The 18,859-nt window shown below is 46.0% G+C and carries 16 protein-coding genes; 8 read left to right on the top strand and 8 right to left on the bottom strand.

Annotated features, from left to right (window positions below):
- Positions 1 to 2 precede the first annotated feature (2 nt).
- The 4 genes from LIN78_RS11195 (at position 3) to LIN78_RS11180 (ending at position 4,263) form a co-directional block, all read left to right on the top strand.
- Positions 3 to 467 carry a DUF4124 domain-containing protein gene (locus LIN78_RS11195; protein ID WP_227180909.1) on the top strand — a complete coding sequence of 155 codons (465 nt, stop codon included), beginning with the start codon at positions 3 to 5 and terminating at the stop codon, positions 465 to 467.
- A 235-nt stretch (positions 468 to 702) separates the two neighbouring features.
- Positions 703 to 1,794, top strand: a complete 1,092-nt coding sequence (gene glnL, locus LIN78_RS11190) for a nitrogen regulation protein NR(II) (protein WP_227180906.1) — start codon at positions 703 to 705, stop codon at positions 1,792 to 1,794.
- Positions 1,795 to 1,841: 47 nt separating this feature from the next.
- Entirely contained in the window at positions 1,842 to 3,260 is a 1,419-nt protein-coding gene (ntrC, locus tag LIN78_RS11185; protein ID WP_227180904.1) for a nitrogen regulation protein NR(I), read from the top strand.
- Between the two features lie 124 nt (positions 3,261 to 3,384).
- Positions 3,385 to 4,263, top strand: coding sequence for a hypothetical protein (locus LIN78_RS11180; RefSeq protein WP_227180902.1), 879 nt, complete (start codon positions 3,385 to 3,387; stop codon positions 4,261 to 4,263).
- Here LIN78_RS11180 and LIN78_RS11175 read toward each other — a convergent pair whose 3' ends face one another.
- From LIN78_RS11175 to LIN78_RS11150, 6 genes are all read right to left on the bottom strand, one after another.
- The gene (locus LIN78_RS11175) at positions 4,264 to 5,259 is read right to left on the bottom strand and encodes a septal ring lytic transglycosylase RlpA family protein (RefSeq protein WP_284700254.1); all 996 of its coding nucleotides are present in this window, start codon (positions 5,257 to 5,259) and stop codon (positions 4,264 to 4,266) included.
- 1 nt (position 5,260) lies between these two features.
- Complete coding sequence (gene rodA, locus LIN78_RS11170) at positions 5,261 to 6,379, bottom strand: rod shape-determining protein RodA (RefSeq protein ID WP_227180900.1); 1,119 nt, start codon at positions 6,377 to 6,379, stop codon at positions 5,261 to 5,263.
- Entirely contained in the window at positions 6,372 to 8,339 is a 1,968-nt protein-coding gene (gene mrdA / locus LIN78_RS11165; protein ID WP_227180899.1) for a penicillin-binding protein 2, read from the bottom strand. The genes rodA and mrdA overlap by 8 nt, the downstream gene beginning before the upstream one ends.
- Positions 8,340 to 8,379: 40 nt before the next feature.
- Positions 8,380 to 8,889: a rod shape-determining protein MreD gene (gene mreD, locus LIN78_RS11160; RefSeq protein ID WP_227180897.1), complete on the bottom strand. Its 510-nt coding sequence runs from the start codon at positions 8,887 to 8,889 to the stop codon at positions 8,380 to 8,382.
- The gene (gene mreC, locus LIN78_RS11155) at positions 8,889 to 9,797 is read right to left on the bottom strand and encodes a rod shape-determining protein MreC (RefSeq protein ID WP_227180896.1); all 909 of its coding nucleotides are present in this window, start codon (positions 9,795 to 9,797) and stop codon (positions 8,889 to 8,891) included. Before mreC ends, mreD begins: the two co-directional genes overlap by 1 nt.
- Positions 9,798 to 9,880: 83 nt before the next feature.
- Positions 9,881 to 10,930 carry a rod shape-determining protein gene (locus LIN78_RS11150; protein WP_227180895.1) on the bottom strand — a complete coding sequence of 350 codons (1,050 nt, stop codon included), beginning with the start codon at positions 10,928 to 10,930 and terminating at the stop codon, positions 9,881 to 9,883.
- 201 nt (positions 10,931 to 11,131) lie between these two features.
- Here LIN78_RS11150 and gatC point away from each other — a divergent pair, with 201 nt between their 5' ends.
- The 4 genes from gatC (at position 11,132) to gatB (ending at position 15,185) form a co-directional block, all read left to right on the top strand.
- The gene (gatC, locus tag LIN78_RS11145; RefSeq protein WP_227180893.1) at positions 11,132 to 11,419 is read left to right on the top strand and encodes an Asp-tRNA(Asn)/Glu-tRNA(Gln) amidotransferase subunit GatC; all 288 of its coding nucleotides are present in this window, start codon (positions 11,132 to 11,134) and stop codon (positions 11,417 to 11,419) included.
- 25 nt (positions 11,420 to 11,444) lie between these two features.
- The gene (gene gatA / locus LIN78_RS11140) at positions 11,445 to 12,896 is read left to right on the top strand and encodes an Asp-tRNA(Asn)/Glu-tRNA(Gln) amidotransferase subunit GatA (protein WP_227180892.1); all 1,452 of its coding nucleotides are present in this window, start codon (positions 11,445 to 11,447) and stop codon (positions 12,894 to 12,896) included.
- 6 nt (positions 12,897 to 12,902) lie between these two features.
- Positions 12,903 to 13,649 (top strand): GNAT family N-acetyltransferase, encoded by a 747-nt coding sequence (locus LIN78_RS11135; RefSeq protein ID WP_227180891.1) that lies wholly within the window; start codon positions 12,903 to 12,905, stop codon positions 13,647 to 13,649.
- A gap of 102 nt (positions 13,650 to 13,751) precedes the next feature.
- On the top strand, positions 13,752 to 15,185 hold the full coding sequence (gene gatB / locus LIN78_RS11130) for an Asp-tRNA(Asn)/Glu-tRNA(Gln) amidotransferase subunit GatB (RefSeq protein WP_227180889.1): 1,434 nt from the start codon (positions 13,752 to 13,754) through the stop codon (positions 15,183 to 15,185).
- A gap of 72 nt (positions 15,186 to 15,257) precedes the next feature.
- Here the strand turns inward: gatB and LIN78_RS11125 are convergent, their stop codons facing one another.
- Together LIN78_RS11125 and LIN78_RS11120 are read right to left on the bottom strand one after the other, a co-directional pair.
- A complete protein-coding gene (locus LIN78_RS11125; RefSeq protein ID WP_227180888.1) occupies positions 15,258 to 18,173 on the bottom strand; it encodes a WG repeat-containing protein in 2,916 nt (971 codons plus the stop codon).
- 109 nt (positions 18,174 to 18,282) lie between these two features.
- Complete coding sequence (locus tag LIN78_RS11120; protein WP_227180887.1) at positions 18,283 to 18,783, bottom strand: peroxiredoxin; 501 nt, start codon at positions 18,781 to 18,783, stop codon at positions 18,283 to 18,285.
- Between the last annotated feature and the right edge of the window lie 76 nt (positions 18,784 to 18,859).

Genomic DNA, 18,859 nt, shown 5'->3' with positions numbered 1-18,859 from the left:
ACATGAAAAAACTACTACTCGTCGGCCTGCTGCTTAGCCCGGCAGTCATGGCTGATACAATCTACAAAGTGGTCGATGCCAATGGTAATGTGACTTACACCAATTCTCCGGTGAAAGGTGCTCAGCGCCTAAACTTTGATGATGCGGTAGCGCCAAATGGCTTTTCTAGTGGAGGGGCTGCAAAGCCTAAGAGAGAGGCTAGTTCTACTGCAACCGCTACGCCGACTAGTTTTCCCCGTGTCGATACGGAGACTCAAAAGCGTAGAGACAATACCCGTGCACAAGTGCTACAAGATGAATTAAACGATGAAGTAAAATTGTTTGAAGAGTCTAGGAAGGCGCTTTCTGATGCGACGGCACAAAAGCAGCCTGCAGATAAATTAGCCAAACTACAAAACTCGGTGACGTTGCATTCCAAAAACATTGAAGCGTTACGTAAGGAATTGGCGGGCGTGAAAGAATTCTAAGCTTCGCTGATCAATGCCCCAAAAAAATGCCGGTTTTTACCGGCATTTTTTATTGCACCAAAGTGGTGCAGTGCTATGCTGTTTGATATCCGTAATGGTGCTGAATCTTCGTGAACAGGCTGAATTTCGGCACTTTACGCTGGCTTACTTTTTGCTAAGAGTATGGGAGTAGCTAGTTTCTGTATCACACACATACCCCTCGGTGTGTAACTGAACCGAGCATAAGAGAGAAATCGTGTCTTCTACCCTGAATGAACATATTCCTGATGTAGCCGCATTTGCAGGGCTGGAATGGTTAGAGCATCCTATTTTGGCGCTAAGCCCAGATGATAAAGTGGTGTATACCAATCCAGCGGTTGAGCAAATGTTAGAGGTTGGTGCTCGCTATATCTTTGAGCGACCACTCGCGCACTTTTTTGGTGAGGGCGTGGAGGAGTTGTTACAAGCAGCTAGACAAACCAGACGTCAACAAGCTGCCTGTCGTGAATACGACATGAAACTGACGCTTCTGCATGCGGCGAAAGAAGTACACTTAAATATACAGACGATTCCGCTAGATGCGCGCTTGGTGCATCGTGCAGATGTCCTCTTAGAGCTAACCCCGATTGATCCCCAATGGCGCGCGATACAAGAGGAACAAATCGCTCGTCAAAAAGATGCAAACCGCGAGCAAATGCGTAATCTAGCGCATGAAATCAAAAACCCACTAGGTGGCATTCGTGGGGCTGCGCAACTCCTAGAGCATGAGTTAACCGATCCTTCCTTGCAAGAATATACACAGGTGATTCGTGCTGAAGCAGACCGGCTTCAGGCGCTCCTTGATCGCTTGCTCACACCCAATCCTCGCCCACAAATGGTGGTGCTCAACATTCATGAGGTATTAGAGCGCGTAAGACAACTGGTCTCGGCAGAGACACAACGAAATGTCAGTTTCCTGTGTGATTACGACGCGAGTTTGCCGGATTTACATGGCGATAGGGGCCAGTTAATTCAAGTGGTATTGAATATCGTCCGTAATGCCGTTCAAGCATTAGGCGGTTCTGGTGAAATTGTTTTCCGTACGCGAATTGCTAGGCAAGTAACGCTTTATCGCAAGCGTCATGCATTAGCTGTGCAAGTGTCGATTATTGATAATGGACCTGGTATCCCTGAATCACTCCAACCAAGCGTGTTTTATCCGTTGGTAACAGGTCGGGCAGACGGTACTGGGCTTGGGCTCTCTCTTGCCCAGAGTATTGTTCACCAGCACGGTGGTTCGCTAGATTTTGTTAGCCGCCCTGGGTACACCGAATTCATTATGTTATTACCAATTTCTGTTGGCCATTAAGTGCGCGAATAGATCCGTATAGTTGCTGGATAAGTTAGGAAAATTTTATGGCACAAGTTTGGGTTATTGATGATGACCGTTCTATTCGATGGGTGTTTGAAAAAGCACTTGCACGTGCACATATTCAATTTGAAAGCTTCCCTGATATTGCCAGTGCAAGAAGTGCGCTAAAAGGGGTGTTGCCACAGGTGGTGGTGAGCGATATTCGGATGCCAGGTGAAAGTGGTCTAGATTTCTTAAGAGAATTAAGGGATCACTATCCACATATTCCCGTCATCATTATGACCGCGTTTTCTGATTTGGACAGCGCCGTTTCCGCCTTCCAAAATGGTGCGTTTGAATATCTACCTAAACCGTTTGATGTGGATCAGGCGGTATCGCTGATCGAACGAGCCCTCTCTACTAACCCGGTGGTGGCTGAACCAGCCGAAAGCTTAACTCAGGCAGAAATCCTTGGCCAAGCACCAGCCATGCAGGACGTGTTTCGTGCGATTGGTCGCTTGTCTAACTCGAGTGCTACAGTGCTAATTACGGGTGAATCGGGTTCGGGTAAAGAGTTGGTAGCAAGGGCGCTGCATCGCCATAGTCCACGTTCTTCTAAGCCTTTTATTGCAATTAACACTGCTGCGATTCCAAGAGACTTACTGGAGTCAGAATTATTTGGTCATGAACGTGGTGCCTTTACTGGCGCCCAATCACAACGGCAAGGGCGTTTTGAGCAAGCTGAAAATGGTACGTTGTTCCTAGATGAAATTGGGGACATGCCGGCAGAATTGCAGACCCGACTTTTGCGTGTGCTATCAGATGGATATTTTTATCGAGTTGGTGGGCATCAACCAGTAAAAGCGAATGTGAGGGTCATTGCCGCCACACATCAAGACTTAGAGCAGCGAGTGAAAGATGGAGCGTTTCGTGAAGATTTATTCCATCGTCTAAACGTTATTCGATTGCGCTTACCTGCACTTCGTGAACGCTCACAAGATATTCCATTGCTGACGCGTCATTTCTTGCTGAAAAGCGCATCCGACTTAGGTGTCGAGCCAAAGCAGATCACTGATGCCGCTTTGCAAATGCTAGAGCATCATCCATTACCCGGTAATGTGCGACAGTTAGAAAACTTGTGCCACTGGCTAACAGTGATGGCGCCCGGACAGCGTGTGGATATTGCGGATCTACCGCCTGAATTTAAGCATTTGCCCGGTGGTGTCGAGATGCCCGCCCAACAAATGCTTTCGGCAGATTGGGCGCAATTACTCGCCGATGTTGCACAACAGGCATTTCAAAATGGTGACTCGGGTATTATGGATGCGCTGACGAGAAAATTTGAAGCTACTTTAATTCTGGAGGCATTAAAATTTACGCATGGCAGACGGATCGAAGCCGCTAATTTATTGGGCTTAGGTAGAAATACCTTAACACGGAAAGTGCAAGAGTTGGGATTGGAAGAAGATTCCCACCCTGACTAACTATGCTCTTTAGTAGATGGGCATGTAAAATGCAGGTTGCCCATCTACTTATCGGTTCATCGCAATTCAATAAGTTGGGCGTTAAGTGAATCTTCTCTAAGTTTTACGAATGCGTCTTCACTCTATGAAATCATCCCCGTCATCTCATTCTTCTCGAGTCTACTGGTGGGCTATTTGGCTGGCAGATTGGTTTGATGGCACGCCACGGCAATGGGTGATGCTATTCATTGCAAAGAAATATAACGTTTCTGCCTCTGTTTATGTTCCAACTAAGTATGAGCGAATGCTTATGCGCCTTGTTCCATGGCTTGGACATCCCATTTTATTTCGTCATTTTTCCAGCAGGGTGCCTGAGTTAGCCCCATTTGTGCAGGATGAAGAAACCGATTGGCGATCCTCATTTCATTCTCTTGAGATGCCTTGTTTGATTGGTGTGTTACTAGGTGTTTTTATTGCCTTTAGCCACTTAACGGATGGAGCACGGATGGGCTTGGTAAGTATTGCCTTGATGCTGGTATTGGTGATGTATACATTTCATCGCGGACGCCAATTGCATCGAAATTATCAACGCCACGTGGAGGGGCAGCTTAGCTTGGTCACGGAAGGCCCTGAGGCGTTGTGGGAAAATGCCACCTCATTAGAAGATGGACTTAAACAATTGTTGCCACCCGCTTCGGTGACGGCCTGTATGAGGGGAATTGAGACAGATCCTAGTTACTGGATGACCCTAGAAGGATTGCCATCATTAAAGAAGTATCGGCCGATCGCTTCATGGCCATGGGTCTCACTCGTTGTGCCCGTTCTTATCTATTTTGTGTTGGTGTGGTTGATTACAGAAATGATGGTACTGCCTTTGCCTTGGCGGATACTGCCCATTTTATTATTGGGCGGTTGGTCTTTGATTCTGCCAAGGCCTTGGTGGCCATCCCAGACATATTGGCTGCTTTGTCTGGGATGCGCTAGTTTCGGAGGCATTGCCAGTTGGTTGGCCTCTTTGTCGTAATTACGGACGAAGTAATAAGCTATTAATCCCTGATTGAGATTTCAGGTCTGAAGCACTTGCTCTTGCCTCTTGTTCCGAAGTAAATTGTCCTAACACCACTTTATGTAGATTTTTGTGGTACAGCACTTGAAGCTGTTTCCCTGTTGGCACGCTTAAATTGCTAGACAATCGACTGACCATCGCCTCCGCATTATTTCGTTGGCTAAAAGAGCCTAGCTGAAGGTAAATACCCGTTAGCACGGCGGCTTGTTGTTGTGACGTTTTCTGGTCCACTTGCTGAGCAGGAAGATTGCCTGTGTCATCTTGCTTTGCTAATTGGGTGGCGGTTGGCGAAATTGAGCGATCGTTTGGAAATACACGCTCTACTCTTACCTTTGTACTACCTTTCGATGAGTATCCCAACTTGAATGCCGCTGCATAGGAGAGGTCAATGACGCGCTCGCTGTGAAAGGGGCCTCTATCGTTCACTCTGACAATTACCGTTTTGCCATTAGCTAAGTTAGTGATTTTTGCATAGCTTGGAATGGGTAAGGTGCGATGAGCTGCAGACATTCCATAAACGTCGTAAGGCTCCCCGCTACTGGTTTTTTTTCCGTGAAACTTCTTGCCATACCAAGAGGCCAAGCCTTCTGCAACGTAAGGCTTATTGGATGTATCTGGCACCCAAGTGTCGCCCAATACATTGTAAGGTTTATTGGCGAAGCGATTGAGTGGTTCATCTTTCGGCTGGGCATCCGGCGTATTTTCTAAGCCTTGTGGAATATTGTCTGGCGGCCCGTCATCCATGTAGTAGCCACCCTCTTTCGATGGAGGAGGGAGCTTAGGGTCCCGACTAGACTTGCTGCCCGGAATATAGCCAGACTTTGGCTTGTTTTCGGCCGTCTTTGTGCTAGGGTTGGTCGTCGGCTCTTTGGTTGATGTACAACCTGCCAAATAAAAGAGAGAGATCGCAAGAATCACTATCTGTAAGAGTCGCGTACTGATGCCTGCTCGCATATTAGTTTCCAAATCGAATTAATGCACGGTGTCGGTGAATACTCATCAGCAAACCAAAACCAATGCACAAGGTCACTAACGATGTGCCGCCATAACTCATTAATGGCAATGGCACACCAACGACAGGTAGTATGCCTGAAACCATGCCCATATTGACAAATGCATAAGTAAAAAAGGTCATCGTAATGGCACCTGCCAACAATTTGCCAAATAGAGAGCTGGCATGCAAGGTAATGGTTAGGCCTCGAAGCAAGATGCTGAAGTAGATGAGTAATAAAATCACATTACCAACGAGCCCGAACTCTTCAGAGTAAACGGCAAAAACAAAGTCGGTTGTTTTTTCCGGGATGTAATCTAGGTGCGTTTGCGTGCCTTGTAACCAACCTTTGCCTGTTAGCCCTCCGGAGCCAATCGCAATGGTTCCTTGAATGGTGTGGTAACCTTTTCCGAGTGGGTCAGTGGTTGGGTCGATTAATGTTTGTACACGTTGGCATTGGTAATCATGAAAAACTTGGGTGCACCTACCGACATCCGTAACAAACCAAATCGATACAATACCGACGATCAGCATGGGTAAGATTAATTTCCAAGATAATCCAGCAAGGTATAAGACAAAAAAACCCGAGCCAGCAATTAGAATGGATGTACCTAAATCGGGCTGTTTTAAGACAAAAGCAACAGGCAACCCAAGTAATAAGGCGGCAACCAAGAAGTCCCGAGCGCGAAGCATGGACTCATGCTTTTGCATATACCACGCTAACATCATCGGTAGTGCAATTTTCATCATCTCCGAAGGCTGAATTCTGGTTACACCAAGATTCAACCAGCGTCGTGCCCCTTTACTGACATCACCAAACAAAAAGACACCAAGCAATAGTAAGACGCCTAAGATATACAACGGAGGGGCTAAATTCATTAGGCGTTGTGGCGGAAGGCTGGCGACTACCCACATGCAAGCAAATGCCACAGAAAAATTCAGCATCTGCGCTTCTACTCTTGCAAAACTCTTGTCTCCTGCAGAGAAAAGCGTCACTTGCCCTACTAGTAATAAGGCAAGCAGCATCAGGACTAACCAAGGGTCGAGTGGTTTCACTAACCGCTGAATGAGCGACTTAATCATGAGCGAACTCCTCACCTTCACTCGCAGTGGTTTCTGGGGCTGGTTTCTTGCCACCTTTGCTTGCCACGGTCTCAACTACTGGGGTCGCGCGTTTGCCTAACAAATAAAAATCAGTTATTTTTCTTGCGATAGGCGCGGCGGCAGTCGCACCAAATCCGCCATTTTCAACCAACACGGCTAGTGCAATTTTTGGCTGTTCCACAGGCGCAAATGCGATAAACCATGAATGATCTCGATGCATTTCTTTGGTGGTCGCGGCATTGTATTTTGCCCCTTGTTTAATACCGACAACCTGCGCAGTGCCTGTTTTACCTGCCATGGTGTATTGCAGTCCGCCACTGACGGCATAGCCTGTACCGCCAGGTCCCATTACGCCTTGCATTGCATGTTTAATCACTGCAATATTTTCTGGTTTAAAGTTATATCGAGCATATGGGATCGGGTTGATCTGTGTAAGCTGATGAGACTTCACATCTTCTACTTTATTGACCAAGTGAGGTTTAAAGGCGACGCCACCGTTTGCTAGGATCGCGGTTGCATTGGCTAACTGTAACGGGGTATAGGCGTTGTAACCCTGTCCAATACCAATACTAATCACATCACCTAAGTACCATTTACTTTGGGCTGCGCTATAGCGGGGTGCTGGAAATCGCTTTTTCTTCCATTCGGGAGAAGGTAAGACGCCGATAGCTTCCCCTGGCAGATCGATCCCCGTTTGACGACCAAAGCCAAACATAGGCATAAATCGATCAATCTCATCAATTCCCATATCAAACGCGAGGCGGTAATAATAGGTATCACAAGAAGCCGCAATAGATTTGTACATGTCGACTAAGCCATGACCACCCACTTTGTCATCTCTAAATCGGTGGCTACTACCGGGTAAGGAGAAGAACCCTGGGTCGGCAATTGCATCGCTTGGACGACGGTGGCCATACTCAAGCGCTGCAAGAGCCATGAATGGTTTAAACGTGGACCCCGGTGGATAAACCCCGCGAAGCGCTCTGTTGTTTAGGGGACGGAATGGGTTGCTATTTAATTCCTGCCAAGATTGTGAGTCGATGCCATCGATAAATAAGTTCGGGTCGTAGCCGGGTTTGCTAATAAATGCGAGTACGCCGCCAGTACTTGGATCAATGGCTACTAATGCACCTCTTCTGTCACCAAACAACTCATCAGCATACTGCTGTAAATTAATATCTAACGATAAATGCAGTGTCTTACCTGAGACAGGTGCCGTTCTACGTAGAACACGAATCGCGCGACCGGATGAATCGGTTTCTACCTCTTCAACGCCAGTGGTGCCATGTAAGTCATCTTCATAAAATTGCTCTAGGCCATTCTTGCCAATATGGGTTGTTCCCCGATAATTAGCTAGTTTGTCTTCGGCGGCTAGCTTGTCTTCCTCTGCTTGGTTGATGCGACCAATATAGCCAATTACATGTGAGGTGAGTTCTTTATATGGATACTCTCTAAAAAGGCGTGCCTTAATTTCCACCCCGGGAAAGCGATAGTTTTGAGCTGCGATTTTGGCGATCTCTTCATCGGTTAGGCGAATTTTCAGCGGTAGTGTCTCAAAATTCTTGCTCTCCGACTTTAACTTGTAAAACTGGCGTTTTTCTTTTGGGCTAATCGGGAGGATTTGGCTAATTTCGGTAATCGTTTCTTCGAGATCAGCGATTTTATCTGGGCGTAGCTCAAGGGTGTACGCGGTATAGTTGTGCGCTAGAACGATACCGTTTCTATCGACAATTAAGCCCCTATTTGGTGTGACTGGTGCAATGCCAATCCGGTTACTTTCGGCTTGAGTGTGATAGAAGTCATGGCGACTAATTTGAAGCACATAGAATCGATAGGTTAACGTGCCAAACCCTAATAGGATTAATAGCACTAACAAGATGACACGGATCTGAAACTGGACCCCATCTTGATTGTTGTTTTTGAGTGTCGGGCGATTCATGCGTCAGCACCACCCCATTGGGAACTAAACAGCATGGCAATCACAGCTCTGACTCTCTCGCACGACGTTGAGGCCACTGCAGTAAGTGGACAAAGAATGGCCACATCACAGCACCAATCAATGGGGCGCTAAAGTAACTAGGCGTAGGCAGCCTGCCATCTGCTAGTAGTCGTACGCCAGACATGATTAAATTACTCGACAACAGCAGCGGGAGTACGTGAATGGCTTGGTTCCAAAATCCAAACAGCCGCATCCGCCTAGCGAGCAATGAGCTCAGATATAGCATGACCACATACGCCAGTGCGTGCTGACCAAAAAGACTCGTATCAGCAATATCCATCAGTAAGCCAAAGGTAAAGCCCCAGCCAATTGAGATTCGCTCTGGTTCATAGAGGTGCCAGTAAAGTAAAAGGACGGCGACAAAATCAGGCTGGAGCATCAGTCCGTTATTACGCCAAGGTAGTAGGTTAATCGATAATCCACAAAGCAGGGAAAACCATACAAACCATGGCTTAACAGGCAAAAGAAGTGTTTGGTGGCTGCGACTCATTACGACTTACCTTTATTCTTCTTTTTATCTTGGCTAGCAGGTGTTTCTTCAGAGGCCGGATATTCTGGTAACTTAGCTGGTGTGTTTAAAATCAAATAATGCCGGCTATGTTCTACACCACCCAGAGGGCGGCACCATATTTTAGAGAAAGGAAGCCCCGGGCTATGTTCAACCATTTCCACACGGGCTACAGTAATACCAGCAGGGTAAGTGCCATCAATGCCAGAGGTTTGTAGCAAGTCCCCTTTCTTGATGTCTGCATTTGCACCTGCATAACGAACCTCTAGCCAACTATCGTGGCCGGTACCGAAAACGACGGTTCTCTGTCCGGTTCTCGCCACTTCAACTGGTACAGGAAAGTTTTTATCGGTAATGAGTGTAACTTCTGCCACTAATTGGTGAACACGCGTTACTTGGCCAATCAGGCCGTTGGTGTCTAATACCGGAGAACCTTCTGCAATTTTGCTGTTGGTCCCTTTGTCGATAATAATTTTACGGGTAAAAGGATCTCTTCCCGCATAAATCATTTCACTGATAATCCCTTCGCTAGTGTGTTGAAGGGTGAGTCCCATCAATGAGCGAAGCGTCTCATTTTCTTTCGCCAAACGGTTCGCAGCCTGAAGTTGTGCGGTGACTTCTAGTTTTTCTAAGCGAAGACGTTGGTTTTCGGTAGTCAAGTCATGCTGCTTAGTGAGGAAATCCTTGGATGACTCAAACCAGTTGCCTGGCAGCATAGCCGCTTGCTGAAGAGGGTATAAGGCAACAGAAACGTTGTCTCTCACCGTTTCAAGATATCGAAATCGACTGTCAGTAAAAATAAGTACAAGCGAAGCAATCCCGAACCACAGTAATTTACTGAGTGGGGTTTGCTTGTTGCCAAAAAAAGCGGGTTGGGATTCTTTTTCCACGATCTGCCATCGATCCGGTAAAACGCACAGGGCGAGACTAATGCTCGCCCTTATTTAACATAGCTAACTGCGAATCTTACCAATTAATCATAGGTAAAGATGCTGCCAGAAACGACCTTGTCTAGCTTCTCTAGCGCACGGCCAGAACCTCTAGCAACGCATGTCAGTGGGTCTTCTGCAACAATCACTGGCAAACCAGTTTCTTCTATCAACAGACGGTCTAGTTCACGTAGGAGTGCGCCACCACCAGTCAGTACCATGCCTTTTTCAGCGATGTCTGCGCCTAGTTCTGGAGGGGTTTGTTCCAATGCTGATTTAACTGCGGAGACAATCTGATTTAATGGTTCTGTCAAAGCTTCTAGAATTTCGTTTGAAGTGATCGTGAATGAACGTGGAATACCTTCGGCTAGATTGCGGCCTTTTACTTCCATTTCACGCACTTCTGCGCCTGGGAAGGCAGAACCAATGCGCTTCTTAATTTCTTCTGCGGTGGTTTCACCAATCAACATGCCGTAGTTACGACGAATGTAGTTGATAATCGCCTCATCAAACTTGTCGCCACCCACGCGTACGCTGCTAGAGTAAACAATACCGCCCAATGAAATCACACCCACTTCGGTCGTACCGCCACCTATATCGACAACCATCGAACCCGTAGGCTCTTCTACTGGAAGACCTGCACCAATTGCCGCTGCCATTGGTTCTTCGATCAATTCTACTTTCGATGCGCCAGCGTTTAGGGCAGATTCTTTAATCGCACGACGTTCAACTTGAGTAGAGCCGCATGGCACACAAATCACAATGCGTGGGCTACGAGAGAAAAGGCGTGAAGGGTTCACTTTTTTGATGAACTGCTTCAGCATTTGTTCGGTCACGGTAAAGTCTGCAATCACGCCATCTTTCATCGGACGAATTGCACGGATGCTACCTGGGGTACGGCCAAGCATTTTTTTTGCTTCTAGACCAACGGCCAAAATGGTCTTTTTACCACCGGTGCCGCCTTCTTGTTGAATAGCAACTACAGATGGCTCGTCAAGTACGATGCCTTTGCCGGAAACCCAAATCAATGTGTTAGCGGTGCCAAGGTCAATGGCCAAATCATTTGAAAAATAGTTGGATAGTGAACCAAACATGGTAAGTCCTTGTAATTCCGCTCGATTTTCTTATTAAGCATAGACAGCCCCCATGGGCTGTCCTGTAAAATACGGTCTTCGCAATCGCGTAAAAGTGATTTGCTAACTTATTATCTGTTAGCCAATTTCAGCAGCGCGTTGCAAATAGAGTATGATAACCTATTCAGGTTCCCAAATTAAGCATGAAAAGTGGACATTTTTATGTCATTAACACCAGAAGAAATTAAAAAGATTGCTCGGTTAGCTCGTTTACGTGTTTCCGAGGAAGAAATTACCCATCTGCAAGGCCATTTTTCAGGGCTGTTTGCGTTAGTAGATGAGCTTCAGTCGATTGATACTGAGGGCGTGGCGCCAATGTCACATGCTCAGGATATTGCTTTGCGATTGCGTGAAGATAAAGTGACTGAAGTGAATCGCCGTGAAGCCTTGCAGTCAGTGGCACCACAAGCCGAAAAAGGTTTGTATTTAGTGCCAAAAGTGATCGAATAACCCTCGCTAGTACAGAACAGTTGATATGCAAAATGCTACGTTGAAGTCGTTGGCCGAGGCATTGGCCAACAAAAGTGTCAGCAGTGAAGAGCTGGCGAAATCTTATTTAGCACGTATCACGTCGCTAAACCCATCCTTAAATGCATTCATCACGATTGATGAAGAAAAATCTTTAGCAGAAGCCAAAGCGGCTGATGCGTTAAGAGCCGCAGGCAATGCAGGTTTGCTGACTGGCGTGCCGTTGGCGCATAAAGATATTTTTGTCGCGGAAGGCTGGCGTTCGACATGTGGCTCAAAAATCTTGAGCAACTTTGTCTCCCCATACGATGCAACGGTGGTGGCGAAATGTAAAACCGCCGGGATGGTTAACCTAGGTAAACTCAACTGTGACGAGTTTGCAATGGGTTCATCGAATGAAAACAGTGCATTTGGCGCAGTAAAGAACCCTTGGGATTTAACCGCGGTGCCAGGTGGTTCTTCTGGTGGCTCGGCGGCTGCGGTGGCTGCTCGTCTAGTCCCTGTTGCTACAGGCACGGATACTGGTGGATCGATTCGTCAGCCAGCTAGCTTCTGCGGCATTACGGGTATTAAACCAACCTACGGCGTAGTTTCTCGTTACGGTATGGTTGCCTATGCGTCTAGCTTTGATCAGGGCGGACCAATGGCGCAAACGGCAGAAGATTGTGCGTTGCTATTGAACGTGATGTCAGGGTTTGATGAACTAGACTCTACTAGCCTTGAGCGAGAAGTAGAGGACTATGCCAGCGATTTGAATACCCCATTAAACGGCTTAAGAATCGGCCTGCCGAAAGAATACTTTGCTGACGGGTTAGACAATGAAGTGGCTAGCGCAGTGCTTGCGGCGGTAGAGGAGTATAAGAAGCTTGGTGCAACAGTGGTTGAAGTGAGCTTGCCGAAAACTCGAATGGCGATTCCAACCTATTATATTTTGGCACCAGCAGAAGCCTCTAGTAACTTAAGCCGTTTTGATGGTGTACGTTATGGACATCGCGCCGCAGAATATACTGACTTGGTGGATATGTACGAGAAGTCACGTACCGAAGGATTTGGTGCTGAAGTGAAGCGTCGTATTCTGACGGGTGCGTATGTGCTATCTCATGGTTACTATGATGCCTATTATCTGAAAGCACAAAAGGTACGTCGCCTGATTGCAGAAGACTTCCAAAAAGTATTTGAAGTGTGTGATGTGATTATGGGGCCGGCTGCGCCAACCGCTGCTTTTGATCTTGGTAGTCATACCAATGATCCGTTGCAAATGTATTTGGAAGATGTTTATACCTTATCGCCAAACTTAGCCGGTTTACCTGCGATGAGCGTGCCTGCTGGCTTTACTAGCAACGGTCGTCCAATCGGTTTGCAGATTGTTGGTAACTATTTTGCTGAAGCTAAAATGTTAGGTGTTGCTCATCAATATCAACAAGTAACTGATTGGCATCAGCGCGCACCAAGCCTATAAACGTAAATGCCTAGCCCCGCTGTTCATCAATTAGAGAAAATTGCTAGATTGTCTTGGCCAGCGGAGGATGAAGCGTTTTTGCAATCCGATTGGTGCTGTCGGGCAAACGGCGGCTACTCCAAACGAGCAAATTCAGCGTGGGTCGATGTGGCTGCTGAACAATCGTGGGAAACCATTGTTGCGACAACAGAAGCTTGGTATGCAAAGAGACAGCAGCAAAGTGTCATTAAGTTAACAGATTGGCAGCCTAGATCGTTGGATAATTATCTTCATGATCGAGGCTACAAGGTCTTAGACCCATCAACAGTGATGGTGAAATCGCTGGTCAGTGAAGGGATATACAAGCCAATTCAAGATGGCTTGTATATCGGTGAGACGGATGACCGTTGGCAACAAGATTATCGGCGTTTGTCTGATCTGCCGGCTGATAAATTTGTGCCCTTTATGACTCAGTTAACGCTAATGCCAGAGCGAATTGCCATAACGGCCTATTCATCGGGGCTGGCGCTGGCAACTGGTTTGGGGATCATCGTCGATGGTTTTCTGGGGTTGTGCGATATTGTGACGGCGGTACCTCACAGGCGTCAGGGTCATGCTGAGCGTGTAGTGGCTTCATTACTGTATGAAGGTATCCAGCGTGGTTGTCACACGGCTTGGCTGCAAGTGTTTAATCATAATGTGGTGGCAAGTAGGCTATATCAAAAATTGGGTTTTCAACCTGCATATGGCTATCACTATAGAGTTCGTGATTAAGTAACAATGAATTTCATGTCATCTCGCCTTGGCAGATGGCATAGCAAGACAAAATGGGAAGAGACAAAGCGCCTCCCAAAATATGAGAAAAGGTAAACGATAATGCAATGGGAAGTTGTGATCGGGCTAGAAGTTCACGTACAGCTCAACACCAAATCCAAGATTTTCAGTGGTAGTTCGACAGCATTTGGTGCCGAACCGAACCGTCAAGCAAATGCCTTTGATGTGGCATTGCCTGGTGTGTTACCAGTGATGAACCGCGAAGCAGTCGAAAAAGCCATTCGCTTTGGTTTGTCGATTGGCGCAAAGGTGAATCGCACTTCTATTTTTGCTCGTAAAAACTATTTCTACCCTGATTTGCCAAAGGGCTACCAAATTAGCCAGTTTGAATTGCCGGTGGTAGAAGGTGGTACCTTAGCTATTCAGGTGGGCGATCAAGAAAAGATTGTTGAATTGACTCGCGCACACTTGGAAGAAGATGCTGGAAAATCTTTGCATGAAGATTTTCATGGTATGTCAGGCATTGATTTGAACCGTGCTGGTACGCCATTGCTAGAAATCGTTTCAGAGCCAGTTATGCGTTCTAGTGCCGAAGCGTCTGCTTATGGTCGTGCGCTTCATTCGCTAGTCACTTGGTTGGATATTTGTGACGGTAACATGCAAGAAGGTAGCTTCCGTATGGATGCTAACGTTTCTGTGCGTCCAAAAGGCGAAACTAAGCTAGGTACACGTTGCGAGGTGAAAAACGTTAACTCGTTCAAGTTCCTAGAAAAAGCGATTGATTACGAAGTTCGTCGTCAGATCGAATTGATCGAAGACGGTGGCAAGGTGGTTCAAGAAACCCGTCTATATGATCCTGACCGTGATGAAACCCGCTCTATGCGCAGTAAAGAAGATGCGCATGATTACCGTTATTTCCCAGATCCTGATTTATTGCCGCTGCAAATTAGCGAAGCATGGATTGAGCGAGTAAAAGCGGCATTACCGGAATTGCCACAAGCACTAAAAGTGCGGTTTATGGATGTGTATAGTTTACCGGTAGCAGATGCTAGCCAACTATCTTCAAACAAAGCATTGGCGTCTTTTTATGAGGCAACAGTGCAGGCGTTAGGTGGTGAAGGTAAGTTGGTGGCTAACTGGGTGCTGGGCGAAGTGATGGCCCAGTTAAACCGCGAAGAAAAATCGATTAGTGATTGCCCTGTTTCTGCTGTGCAATTAGCTGGCTTGCTGCGCCGCATTCAAGACAATACGATTTCTAGCAAAATTGCTAAAGATGTACTTGCCGCTATGTGGGCGGGTGAAGGTGAGGCTGACGCTGTCATCGAAGCGAAAGGCTTGAAGCAGATTACAGATACGGGCGCGATCGAATCCATGATCGATGAAGTGTTGGTAAATAATGCCGCAATGATTGCCGAATATAAATCAGGTAAAGAGAAGGCATTTAATGCACTAGTCGGCCAGTGTATGAAGGCATCTAAAGGGAAAGCCAACCCTGCGCAGGTGAATGCGCTCTTAAAGCAAAAACTGGATAGTTAATTACTTTACAGATGAATGCCCCCTAAAATAAAACCGCCTCACAGGCGGTTTTATTTTGGGGGGCAAGTGCTGTTAGTTTGGCATTTTGCTTTCAATAAAGGTGACGCATGGTCGTCCTTGCCAAGTGACTTTTCCTGCCGCATCCGTTAAGACATTATTTCCGCACCTAGCGCTAACGCGGAATTGCGTGGTTCCTTTTGTATCAATGAGGGAAATATCATCACGTTGTTGCTCTACCGTGCTAGCGATCCCTTCTGAAAAGGCATTGGCCACGGTATAGTTAAATGGCACTGCGGTTTTGCCAGATTTGTCGATAAAGCCATATTGCTGGCTTTTTGCATCGACTACTAAAGCAAGTCCTTCCGCATAGTTGTCTACATAACGATATTTCGTTTTGAAGGCGAACTGCCCATTTGGTTTTACATAACCAGACAGTCCATTATCATCGTGCGCACTGGTCACCGGTGCTAATCCATCTACAAACTTTGCTTTATAAGCATCACTGTATATAAAGTAGCCAGCAGGAAGTGGATAGCGTTCACCCGTTAAACTGGTTAATACATAATTTCCATTGCTACCATTCTCCTGAATCCGCCCTTCACCTACCCAATCAATGTATTTTCCTTGCTTACTAAGCGCTTCATTCAGCTGTCCATTACCATCGTAAACTTGGTGCTTTCCATTTGCCTGCCACATGATTAACTCACCAAAGTCATCCACTTGATCTCCCCATGGGGTAAGTTGCTTACCTTTGTCGTCAAAAAGGGCTTGGGTTTGTTTGGTTTGTAATACAAGGGTTTGGTCTTCGAGTAAGTTGGCACCTTCAAACACATCCTCTAATCGTAGAGATTTTCCATTAGAGTTAACAAACCATGTGCCCGTATTCGTTTGAATTTCTAGCCAAGTGGGGATGTTGCTATCTTTGGGTGGTGTATCATTAATTAAGCGAGGGCTATCGTTTTCGTTGAATCGAATGGCTGTGTTAATTTCCTGCCCTTTGCGATCGAACAGTTGGCACGCTTTGTTTGTACATCCAATATAAAAGCGGTCTTGAAAGTTACTTAAGCGATTAAATTTCGCAGGAATAATGTCTTTTCCTTTGCTATCGACCAAGCCTTCGACATACTCTCCATTAACTGTTTTTGAGCTTCGATAGAAGGTACTGTTCTCTTCTTTTTCTAAGCGATCAAAAATAGGTTGAGTCAGCCACTCGCCGCTTCTGTCTAATAGAGCAATTTTTCCGGTGCTTCGATTTTGAATAGGTACACTGCCACGTTCACCAAATTGAGTGCTGAGCAGATATAGGTTATTGTCCAAAAGCTTGGGGGCTTGTCCGGCTTTTAAGAGAAGTAACTGCTTGTTTTTGCGTGCAAATAATGTATCCCCATCTGGGCGGGAGACATCTTCAAATGTTTCTGGCCAAGCGGGCTTGCCTGTTGCGTCCAAAATCTGCCATTGGTTATAAGCTGTTTGGACAGAGAATAGTTGATCACCTTCTCCAATCATGACCTTTTCAAATTGCGGTTGGATGATCCATTTGCCAGACAAATCCATCACGCCGTATTTATGATCATAAGCGTAGGCAATAACAAATTTACTATTTCTTTTATTCTCATAAGCACTAATAAAATAGGCCCCTCTTTGGCTTATTTCACCAGAAGTGGTATTGAGTAAATAGGTCTGATCAGAACTGCTGTCATCCATTTTGACCGTAAGGAAACCATCTCTTTCCCCACTGGAGATTTCTTTCCAAATAGGTGGGTAGAATTTTTTTAGTGCTGGAATGTATAGGCCAACACTTTCTACATCCTCTGCCCCACGCTTTGAAATGCGAATTGCTATCCCTTTTGAACCATCTTCAGTATATGTGTCGCTTGAGTCGTTATATAACACATCAAAGAAATAGGCTTTTGGGTCTCCAGGAAGTTGTTCTGCTGTTAGTACATCTTGCCCGGTCTCAACTGCAATTAACTTTGTCTGTTCTTCACCGGTTTCGCTATTTTCTAGATGAAGAATGCCTAGTCCATTCCCCACAGATTGGAAGGTAGAGTAGCCATCTACTTCGGCTAATGTTTTGCCTTGCAGATTCTTATAGGTAGTTTTGTTTTGAGTCGTATAGCTAAATAAACGGTCGGAAAGGATGTGAATTTCTGCATCAATTGTCGGTTTGATTACCCATTGACCTGACGTATTAATCAATCCAAAGTGGGTGCCATCTAACGTAGCTGTCGCGAGATTGAATTTATACTCACCGATAGATTGTAAGGATGGTGGCAGTATTTCTTTACCGTTGACGTCCACTAAACCGTACCGTTGGTCTTTCTGGACGATAAATAAATGATTTCTTAACGCTTGGATGCCATCAAAAATCGCAGGGGTAAGCACTTTACCGCTGGTGTCTATTAGCCCAAATCGGTTGTTCTCTTCATAACCAAATACACCAATCCCATTTCTAAAATTGGTAATATTGGATTGAGCAAGTGAGGTGACCGCCCCAGTTGGCGAGAGAAGCATTATTTGTTGTTTCTTGTAACCAATAAAGCGGTTTTTAGACGTACTGTTGAACCATTGAGAGAGATCCTCACGTGGCTCGGAAATGACTTCTCCACTTGTATTGATCAGCGCGAATTTCCCAGAAGAGAGGGTCACAATTGCACTATTACCGTTAAACCCTTCTGCTTCTTTAAAGGATTTAGCAAGAGCGTTTTTACCCGCTCGATCGATATAATAAGCTTCCTTACCTATTTTGACTGCCGCTAATCCATTTTGAAAATCGGATGCCTCCTCGAATTGAGGGGCGATAATCATTTTCCCTGCTTTATCGACATACCCCCATTTATGGTCTAGGTAGACAGCAGCTAATCCCTCATGGAAAGGATGGATAATCTCTTTAATGCCCTGCTGGTTTAGCGCGAAGCTTTTAAAAGGAAGAGAGGCGATCGCAATGGAGATCAGTGTGACGCGAAGCTTGGAGGGGAGGGTATGCATGAGGACTTTCAAAAGAAGTTTTCTATATCTTTGGAATATGACAAATAGAATTGAATTGGTCAAGTCTGAAGCGTCCTCTCTTCAAACTTGACCGACAGCAGGCTAAATCTTATAAAAGATTTAAAATGGCCTCTGCACTGCTGACTTCAAATTGGCCGGCTGCTTCAACCGCAACTTGCGATACAACGCCATTTTTAACAATCATCGCAAAACGCTGGCAGCGAACACCCATATGGCGAGTGGTTAGATCAAGGGTGAGTCCTAATGCTTGTGTGTAAGCGGCGCTTCCATCTGCCATCATACGTACTTTGCCACTTGCGCCTTGCTGAACGCCCCATGCATGCATTACAAAAGCATCATTTACGGCAAAGCACCATACTTCATCCACACCTTTTGCTTTAAACGCTTCAATTTGAGAAATATAGCCAGGCAGGTGTTTTGCCGAGCAGGTTGGTGTAAATGCGCCAGGTAGACCGAAGATAACAATGGTTTTATCTTTAACTAGTTCGCTAACCTCAAATTGATTTGGCCCAACGCTGCATCCGTTGCCTTCTACTTCAACGAATTCTGTTAGCAACCCAGCTGGTAATGTTTGTCCGACAGTAATCATTTATTCACCTTTATTTGGTAAGCGATGCCCATAATAGGCATAGGGTTTTTGTTGCTCAAAAAAGTACAGGCCCATA

This window comes from Leeia speluncae, assembly GCF_020564625.1.
In the GTDB taxonomy this organism is placed as follows: Bacteria; Pseudomonadota; Gammaproteobacteria; order Burkholderiales; family Leeiaceae; genus Leeia; species Leeia speluncae.
This window is presented reverse-complemented; position numbering and strand designations above follow the sequence as displayed.